This is a genomic window from Mesorhizobium sp. M7A.F.Ca.CA.004.04.2.1 (assembly GCF_004022825.1).
Classification (GTDB): domain Bacteria; phylum Pseudomonadota; class Alphaproteobacteria; order Rhizobiales; family Rhizobiaceae; genus Mesorhizobium.
On the sequence record NZ_RZPH01001435.1, the window covers coordinates 1 to 1,092 of the forward strand.

Annotated in this window: 1 protein-coding gene; it reads left to right on the forward strand. The window is 65.6% G+C overall.

Annotated elements, in window-relative coordinates; all coding sequences use genetic code 11:
- A partial coding sequence (locus tag EN893_RS35190) for an aminotransferase class III-fold pyridoxal phosphate-dependent enzyme (protein ID WP_164901443.1) occupies window positions 1–1,034 on the forward strand: 1,034 nt, incomplete at its 5' end.
- Between the last annotated feature and the right edge of the window lie 58 nt (window positions 1,035–1,092).

Below are 1,092 nucleotides of genomic sequence, written 5' to 3' on the forward strand. Positions count from 1 at the left end.
CGACGGAATCCTGCATCAAGCTGGCGCGGCAATGGGCCGTCGCCACCGGCCAGGCCAGCCGCTGGAAGGTGATCACCCGCTTCCCCTCCTATCATGGCGGCACGCTGGGTTCGCTCTCGGTCACCGGCGACGATGCGCTGGCCGAAACGTTCGAGCCGATGATGCGGGCTATGCCGACCGTGCCGGCGCCGAATGCCTGGCGCGACCGCGACAATCTCTCGATGGAACAGCGCGGCATCCGCTATGCCGACATGCTGGAGGAGAAGATTCTTGCGGAAGGTCCAGACAGCGTGGTCGCTTTCATCATGGAGCCGATCGGCGGTGCGGCGACCGCGGCAATGGTCGCGCCGGACAGCTATTATCCGCGCATCCGCGAGATCTGCGACCGCTACGGAATCCTGCTCATCCACGATGAAGTGATGAGCGGCGCCGGCCGCACCGGCAAATTCCTAGGCGGCGACCATTGGAACTGCAAGCCCGACATCGTCGCGCTGTCGAAGGGGCTGGGTTCGGGCTATGCGCCGCTTGGCGCGCTCGCCGCCCCGATGCGGCTGGTGCAGCCGCTGCTTGACTCCGGCGGCTTCCAGCACGGCCACACCTATGCCGGCAACCCGCTGGCCTGCGCCGCCGGGCTTGCCGTGCTCGGTGAAATGGACCGGCTCGACCTGATCGCCAATGCGGCCGCCATGGGTGATGTGCTGATGGACGGGCTGAAGGGGCTGGCGAAGCGGTTTCCGTTCATCGCCGACGTGCGCGGCAAGGGCCTGCTCACCGGCGCCCAGATGGTTGCCGATCCAGAGACGCTGAGGCCGATCGACCAGACCAAGAAAGCCACGCAGCGGCTGCTCGACCTCGCCTATGAGCGCGGGCTGATCATCTATGGCCGCAGGGTCAAGGGTGGCGTCGACGGCGACAATTTCATGGTCGCGCCGCCGATGATCGTCACCAGCGAACAGGTCGGCGAGATCGTTTCCATCATCGGCGACTCGCTGGAGTTGCTGGCTGCCGAACTCGACCTGCCGGTCGAAGGCTGAGGCGACAAAGATGGCGCCTAGAAAAGTCATCATAACCTGCGCCGTCACCGGCAGATAG